Source organism: Sphingomonas populi, from assembly GCF_004208535.1.
GTDB classification, from domain to species: domain Bacteria; phylum Pseudomonadota; class Alphaproteobacteria; order Sphingomonadales; family Sphingomonadaceae; genus Sphingomonas; species Sphingomonas populi.
Window position 1 is genome coordinate 1 of the sequence record NZ_SGIS01000134.1, and the last position, 1,676, is coordinate 1,676.

Below are 1,676 nucleotides of genomic sequence, written 5' to 3' on the forward strand. Positions count from 1 at the left end.
GCCTCCGCGACAACGGCAAACCCGCCAAGGTCGCCCTCGTCGCAACCATGCGAAAACTCATCATCACACTCAATGCCATGCTCAAATCACAGCAAACATACCGGCCGGCATGAACACAGTTGCTCGGGACGAACGGTTGGGGGATCAGGCGATCCCCTTCATCTTCCGAAACGCATCGAACTTTTCGAGGAATCGGTCGAGATCGGCCTTGGACAGATAATAGGGCGTGGAGAGCCGCAGCTTGCTCGGCTCGCCGCCGCGGATGCGGATCTTGTGGTTCTTCCACAGCCACGTCTCAAGCTCCATGCGCGAGACCGGCGGCACGTTGACGGTGGTGATGCCGCAGCGCATCGCCGGATCGGGCGACGTCCAGCTTTCCGCGCCGCGCTTCATCATCTCGGCGTGGAGGTAATCGGCCATCTGGCGGTGGCGCTTCTCGATCCGCTCGATGCCGATGCTTTGCGCCAGCGCGATCGACGCGTTCAGCCCCATCATCGTCGGGATGTTGGACGATCCGAACTGCTGGTAGCGCCCCGCCTTGAGCGTCAGATCGTCCCACGAGTGCGTCACCGTCGTCGGCCAGACGCGGTTGATGATGCTGTCGTCGCGCAGATACAGGAACCCCGTGCCCTTGGGCGCGAACAGCCATTTGTGCATCGATCCGGTGTAGAGATCGCAGCCGATATCATTGAGATCGACCTTCATCATCCCAGCCGCATGCGCGCCGTCGAACGCCGAGACGATGCCCTTGGACCGCGCCAGCGCCGAAATCTGCTTGGCCGGCAGCACCACGCCGGTGTTGGTGCTGATGTGGCTGACGAAGATGATCTTCGTGCGCGGCGTGATCGCGTCGTTGATGCGGTTGAGGATCTCGTCGGGGCTTTTCGGCGGCTTGGGCATCGCGAAGGTCTTGATGACGATGCCGTAGCGTTTGGCGCGAAGCTCCCACGGGGCGATGCCGCTGCCATGCTCCTCGTCGGACATCAGCACCTCGTCACCCGGCTTCATCTCGAAGCCGTTGCCGACGAAGCTGTTCGCCTCGGTGCAGTTGCGCACCATCGCGATCTGGTCGACCCGCGCGCCCATCAGGTCGGCGAAAGGTTTGCGGAATTCGGGCCAGGGGCCATAGCCCCAGATCGGATAATCCTCCGGCGCATCCTGCATCATCTGCTCGGTCAGCTCATAGCTGTCGAACACCGCCTTGAGCACCGGGCGCGGCGACGATCCGACCGTGCCGTTGTTGAGGTTGACGAGATCGGCCGGCATCAGGAACTGTTTGCGAAGCCCCGCCCAATAGGCGTCCTCGTTGGTCTCGTAGAGGCCCGGCGCCGGCATCGCCACCGGCGTCAGCGCCGCCGCGAACGCCTCACGCCCGAAGGGTGCGGCAAGCCCGGCGGCGGTTGCGGTCGCGAGCAGGGAACGGCGGTTGAGCATCGGCACCTCGGTCTGGAAGGGATGCCACGAGGGTAGCGGCTTTGCCGCACCGCGCAATCGATATTCCTAAGGAGAAAACTCCACTCCGTTCGCCCCGAGCAACTGTGTTCATGCAGGCCGGTATGTTTGCTGTGATTTGAGCATGGCATTGAGTGTGATGATGAGTTTTCGCATGGTTGCGACGAGGGCGACCTTGGCGGGTTTGCCGTTGTCGCGGAGGCGCTGGCAGGTTTGTGCGAGGT

1 protein-coding gene is annotated in these 1,676 nt (G+C 62.8%); it reads right to left on the reverse strand.

Going from position 1 to position 1,676, the window contains the following annotated elements; all coding sequences use genetic code 11:
* Positions 1 to 144 precede the first annotated feature (144 nt).
* Positions 145 to 1,491 (reverse strand): aminotransferase class V-fold PLP-dependent enzyme, encoded by a 1,347-nt coding sequence (locus tag EWE75_RS24490; RefSeq protein WP_231708557.1) that lies wholly within the window; start codon positions 1,489 to 1,491, stop codon positions 145 to 147.
* Positions 1,492 to 1,676 lie beyond the last annotated feature (185 nt).